Source organism: Streptomyces griseorubiginosus (genome assembly GCF_017614965.1).
GTDB classification, from domain to species: domain Bacteria; phylum Actinomycetota; class Actinomycetes; order Streptomycetales; family Streptomycetaceae; genus Streptomyces; species Streptomyces griseorubiginosus_B.
Map to the genome: position 1 here is coordinate 1 of NZ_WVUG01000444.1, position 5,578 is coordinate 5,578.

General features: G+C 73.5%; 5 protein-coding genes. 4 read left to right on the plus strand and 1 reads right to left on the minus strand.

The features are described 5' to 3' along the window. A partial coding sequence (locus GRC12_RS41385) for a sensor histidine kinase (RefSeq protein ID WP_208785603.1) occupies window positions 1–964 on the minus strand: 964 nt, incomplete at its 3' end. Between the two features lie 212 nt (window positions 965–1,176). Here GRC12_RS41385 and GRC12_RS41390 point away from each other — a divergent pair. From GRC12_RS41390 to GRC12_RS41400, 4 genes are all read left to right on the plus strand, one after another. Further along, window positions 1,177–1,878, plus strand: a complete 702-nt coding sequence (locus tag GRC12_RS41390) for an ABC transporter ATP-binding protein (protein WP_308286747.1) — start codon at window positions 1,177–1,179, stop codon at window positions 1,876–1,878. After that, window positions 1,878–2,003: a hypothetical protein gene (locus tag GRC12_RS46605; RefSeq protein ID WP_280117593.1), complete on the plus strand. Its 126-nt coding sequence runs from the start codon at window positions 1,878–1,880 to the stop codon at window positions 2,001–2,003. The genes GRC12_RS41390 and GRC12_RS46605 overlap by 1 nt, the downstream gene beginning before the upstream one ends. After that, window positions 2,000–4,384, plus strand: coding sequence for an FtsX-like permease family protein (locus tag GRC12_RS41395; RefSeq protein WP_208785605.1), 2,385 nt, complete (start codon window positions 2,000–2,002; stop codon window positions 4,382–4,384). Before GRC12_RS46605 ends, GRC12_RS41395 begins: the two co-directional genes overlap by 4 nt. Window positions 4,385–4,937: 553 nt before the next feature. Then, window positions 4,938–5,578, plus strand: a 641-nt coding sequence (locus tag GRC12_RS41400; RefSeq protein WP_208785606.1) for an N-acetylmuramoyl-L-alanine amidase, incomplete at its 3' end; no start/stop codon positions are given.

Here is a 5,578-nt window from a genome sequence, read left to right on the forward strand (position 1 = left end):
CACCCCCTTCTCCACCCACCAGCTCTCCCCCATCGGCCGCCATCCTCAACAGGCCCATCACTTGCCGCAGTTCCGTCATCGCGGTGCGTCCCCCCGCCTCCACCGCCAGCAGTGCCTCGCGGGCGCGGTCCGGGGCGGTGTCCATCACCTTGCGGGCCGCGCCTGCCTGGATGACCATCACGCTCACATTGTGGGTGACGACGTCGTGGAGTTCGCGGGCGATACGGGAGCGTTCGCGGTCGACGGCCAGCCGGGTCGCGGTCTCGTGGTTCTCCTGCAGGACGCGCAGGCGTTGCTTCCAGGTGTGGACTGCGTTGGCGGCCAGCCCGACCCCGAGCAGGGCGAGGAAAGGGACGACACCGGGCGTGAAGGACGGGAAGTTCTGGTCGTGGAAGACGGCCAGCAGGACGGCCCCGGCCAGCAGGCCGGCCAGCGCTCGCGCGCGGTACGGGCTGTACACGGCCGCGCTGTAGGCGGCGACCACGCAGGAGACGAAGGTGTAGACGGTCGGGTCGCCGCCGCCCAGCCGCTGGTTGAAGAGCAGGCTCACCCCGGTCACCGCCCAGAACGCGGTCAGCGGATACCGGCGCCGTACCACCAGGGGCAACGCGGTCAGTGCGGCCAGCGCCAGTTGCCAGGCCTGGACCGTGCCGAGGTGCTGTGCCATGTCCGCCGGCGGGAAGGGGGCGTTCGGCGCGCCCGGCGGCGTCGGTACCCACGAGGGGGTCGACACCACGACCGGCGGGAGGGGAACCGTGCCCCTGCCCTGACGGTGGGCGGCGATCACCGTGCAGGCCGCCAGGACGACAGCGAGGATCGCGTCGGCCGCCCACATCCACCGGGACGGCCGCGGCAGCGGGCTGCGCTGCCGCAGCGACGAGACGCTCGTCCTCCACCGCTCCGCGATCTCCGCCGCGGCGCCCGCGGTCCCGCCCGTACGCACCGTCCCGACAGCCCCGCCCATGCGCACAGTGTGGCAAGGCCCGGAGACGGCCACATCCCTCCCGCGGCGGACGGCCGGGGACAGCTCGTACATCGCCCGCGTACATCGCTGGGATGACACGGCCGGAGGGTCATCCGGGGGCGGCAGCCGGTCTCGCCGTCACAGGCGACGCGGCCACCGCGACCCGGCCCCTACCGTCGGGCCGAACCCGACCACCGGCCCGTGGAGGCACCGTGCCAGCGACCGCGCCCGTCATCGACATCCGTGATGTGACCAGGACCTACGGCGAGGGGCCGCCGGCGCTCGCCGACGTGACCCTGAGCGTGCGCGCCGGAGAGGCGGTCGCCGTGCTGGGGCCGTCCGGCAGCGGCAAGTCGACGCTGCTGAACCTGATCGCCGGGCTCGACCGGCCCAGCGCGGGCAGCGTCACTGTCGCCGGGTTGCGGGTGGACGGGATGAGCGAGGCGAGGTCGGCGGAGTTCCGGCGGACGAAGATCGGCATGGTCTTCCAGTTCTTCAATCTGCTGGACGACCTGACGGTCACCGACAACGTGCTGCTGCCCGCCCAGTTGGCGGGTCTGCCCCGGGCCGAGGCGCGGCGGCGGGCCGCCGGTCTGCTGGAGCATCTGCGTATCGACCGGCACGCGGACGCCTATCCCGGGCGGTTGTCGGGCGGGGAGCGGCAACGGGTCGCCGTCGCCCGGGCCCTGATGAACCGTCCGGCGCTGCTGCTGGCCGACGAACCCACCGGCGCGCTGGACACCGCCTCCGGCGACGACGTCCGGGAGCTCCTGGCAGAGCTCAACGCCGACGGGCAGACGATCCTCCTGGTCACCCACGATCTGCGCCTCGCGGAGTCCTGCGCGACCAGGACGGTGGAGCTGGTCGACGGCCGCGTCGTCCGGGACACCGAGCGCACGACGGCGGTGACCTGATGAACACTCTCCTCAAGGGCATCTTCGCGCAACTGCGCCCCCACCCCGGCAGCGACCCGATGAACAGTCCCCGCAAGGCCGCCCTCACACAACCACGCCCCCACACCCCGGCGGTGACCCCATGAGCGCTCTCGGCAAGGTCGTCCGAGCCGGAGTCGGGCGGCGGCGTCTGCAGAGCGCCGTCATGATCCTCACCGCGCTCATGGCCGTCACCGCGTCCGTGCTCGCCGCCGGGCTGCTCGTCGCGGCCCGGGCGCCCTTCGACCACGCCTTCGCCCGGCAGCGAGGCGCCCATCTGACCGTGCAGTTCGACGGAGCGAAGGTGACCGGTCGTCAAGTCGGCGCGACCGCTCACGTGTCCGGCGTGAGCGCCGCCGCCGGCCCCTTCCGTGCCCTCTCCCTGCGCCCGCGCACCGCCTCGGGGTCGGACGCGCTTCCGGCCGGTGTCGATCTGCCGCCGCTGACCGTCGTGGGCCGGGCGGACGCCGGAGGCCGCGTCGACGGGGTCAGGCTCGTCGCGGGTGCCTGGGCCACCCGGCCCGGACAGATCGTGGTGGCGTACGGCGGGATGCCCGTACAGCCGGGTGCCCGGCTGACGTTCCCCTCCGCGCCGGGCGCCCCCACGCTGACCGTGGTCGGGGTCGCCCGGTCGGTGACCGGCACCGCGGACGCCTGGGTGACTCCCGCGCAGGCCGGGGCGTTGAGCGCGCGGGGCGGTCCGGTGTCGTACGAGATGCTCTACCGCTTCCGTCACGCCGGCACGGACGCCCAGGTCGCCGCCGACCGGGACGCGATCGCCGCGGCGGTGCCGAAGGGCGCGCTGAGCGGATCACGGTCCTATCTGGCCGTACGACAGCAGGAGACCGCCAACACGATGGCGTTCGTGCCCTTCCTGGCCGCGTTCGGGGTTCTCGGGCTGCTGCTGTCGGTTCTGGTCATCGGCATCGTCGTCAGCGGCGCGGTCGGCGCCGCGACCCGGCGCATCGGCATCCTCAAGTCCCTTGGTTTCAGCCCCTCGCAGGTCGTACGGGCCTATGTCGGGCAGGCGCTGATCCCGGCCGGCGTGGGGTGCGCGCTCGGGCTGGTGCTGGGCAATCTGCTGGCCGTTCCGGTGCTCGGCGAGGTCGGCACGGCCTTCGGCGGTCCGGGGGCGTCGGTTCCCGTGTGGATCGACGTCGTGGTGCCCGGGGCGGCCCTCGTGCTGGTCGCCGGAGCCGCTCTGGTGCCCGCGTTGCGGGCCGGGCGGCTGCGGACCGTGGAGGCGATCACCGTCGGACGTACGCCCGGTACCGGCCGGGGGCGTCTGGCACGGCGGCTCGCGGGGCGGCTGCCGGTGCCACGGGCGGTGGGGCTCGGGCTGGCGTACCCCTTCGCCCGTCCGGCGCGTTCGGCGACGACGGCCGCCGCGGTCGCCTTCGGCGCCGCGACCGTGACCTTCGGGGTCGGGCTGGCCCTGACGCTCGGGGCCGTCCAGTCGGGCCGCATGCTCGACTCGGCCGGGTCCGTCATGGTGGCGGCAGGCGGCGGACAGGCGCCGCCCGGTGCCCAGGCGGTCCACGCGGGCGGCGGCCCCGACGCGCCGACGGCCGATCCGGCCGAGGTCGCCGCCGCGCTCCGCGCCCAGCACGGCACCAGCCGCTTCTACGGCATCGCGCAGGCGCAGGTGAGCGCGTCCGGGATCACCGGCGCCACCACCGTGGTGGCCTACCAGGGTGATACGGCGTGGGCGGCCCCGCAGATGGTCTCGGGCCGTTGGCTCGACGGGCCGGGGCAGGCTGTGGTCACCACCCGGTTCCTGAAGGCCGCCGGGATCCGGGTCGGGGACACCGTGACCCTGACGGAGCGGGGGCGGCGGGCCTCGGTGCGGATCGTCGGCGAGGCGTTCTTCACCGCGGGCGAGGGCATGGAACTCCTCACCCGGACCTCTACGCTCGCGGCACTGGGGCTGGACGCGACGCCGGGCCAGTACGGCGTGCGGACGAAGCCGGGGACGGACCTGGGGCGCTACCTGACCTCGCTCAACGCCGCTCTGCAACCGGTCGGCGCGGTCGCGCAGGCCAACACCGCGCGGGGGTCCGACGTGATCGTGACGATGGACGCGCTGGTCGGGACGCTCACCCTGATGCTGGTCGCGGTGGCGGGCCTGGGGGTGCTCAACACGGTCGTCCTCGACACCCGCGACCGCGTCCACGACCTCGGCGTCCTCAAGGCGCTGGGCATGGCGCCACGCCAGACCGTCGCCATGGTGGTCACGTCGGTCGCCGGGATCGGTCTGCTCGCGGGCGCGGTGGCGGTACCGGCCGGCGTCGCCCTGCACCGGTTCGTCACGCCGCTCATGGGCAGGGCCGTCGGCATGACCCTGCCCGCCTCGGACATCGCCGTCTACCGCACGCCCGCGCTGGCCGCGCTCGCCTGCGGCGGGCTGGTCATCGCGGTACTGGGCGCCCTGCTGCCGGCCGTCTGGGCCGCCCGGACCGACACCGCCACCGCACTGCGCACCGAGTGAGCACCCCGACCGGCACCGCCACCGCACTACGCACCGAGTGAGCACTTGAACCGACACCGCCACCGCACCGCGCACCGAGTGAGCACCCCGACCGGCACTGCCACCGCACTGCGCACCGAGTGAGCCCCGGGGACCGACACCGACACCGCAGCGCGCACCCAGTGAGCCCCGGGGACCGACACCGACACCGCAGCGCGCACCCAGTGAGCCCCGGGGACCGACACCGACACCGCACGACGCAGCGGACGAGCCGCTCGACCGAAAGCGCCCCAACGCTACGCAGCGAGCGAGCCACTCGACCCCGCACCGCCCATCGCACCGCCCACCACGTCAGCCACTCTCAGGCGCCAACCAACCCGCGTAACACGCGCGTTGGGCGGCGAGCAACAAGAAGTCCGGCGCCGAATCCGCGCGCCTCAGGGCTTCCGGCGCCCTCAGCCGGTACGAAAGCCCTCATACGATCCTGGCCGCCCCGCACGCGGTTCCATTCGTCAACTGGCTTCACAGGAAACCCGGTTACGTTCACCGGATCCATCCGAAAGGACCGCAAGTCATGGCCACACCCCTGACGGCCGCACAGATGCTCGCCGCGCTGAAGGCCGAGGGCCTCACCGTGCACGAGCACGCCGGCTGGAAGACCCACAACCGCGACGCGGCGACCGGCAAGAGCTTCGGTCCCGTGATCGGCGTACTGATCCATCACACCGCCGGTCACGGTGACAGGGAACTCTGCTACAACGGCAGATCGGACCTGCCCGGCCCGCTCTGCCACGCCTGGCTCGGCAAGACCGACGGCCTGTGGACGATCGCCAACGGCCGCGCCAACCACGCCGGCGGTGTCGACCTCGACGTCCTCAACGCCCTGCGCGCGGAGAAGCCCCTCCCCGTCGACAACCAGGCCAACGCCGACGGCAACGACTGTCTGTACGGTCTGGAGATCGAGAACCTCGGCGACGGCAAGGACCCCTACCCGGACGCGCAGTACGACCGGGCCGTGCTGTGGGCCGCCGCGATCTGCCGGGCGCACGGCTGGTCGGAGAAGTCGGTCGCCGGGCACAAGGAGGTCCAGCCCGGCAAGGTCGACCCGAGCTTCGACATGGACGACTTCCGCGCCGACGTGAAGAAGCAGCTCGCGACGGAGCCGGCCAAGACCTCTCCGGCCCCGTCCAAGACCTCCCCCGCGCCCTCCAAGAC

What these genes read in the sequence shown, in the direction of transcription:
- GRC12_RS46605 (WP_280117593.1), top strand. Translation starts at nt 1,878, where the DNA reads ATGAACACTCTCCTCAAGGGCATCTTCGCGCAACTGCGCCCCCACCCC.
- GRC12_RS41395 (WP_208785605.1), top strand. Translation starts at nt 2,000, where the DNA reads ATGAGCGCTCTCGGCAAGGTCGTCCGAGCCGGAGTCGGGCGGCGGCGT.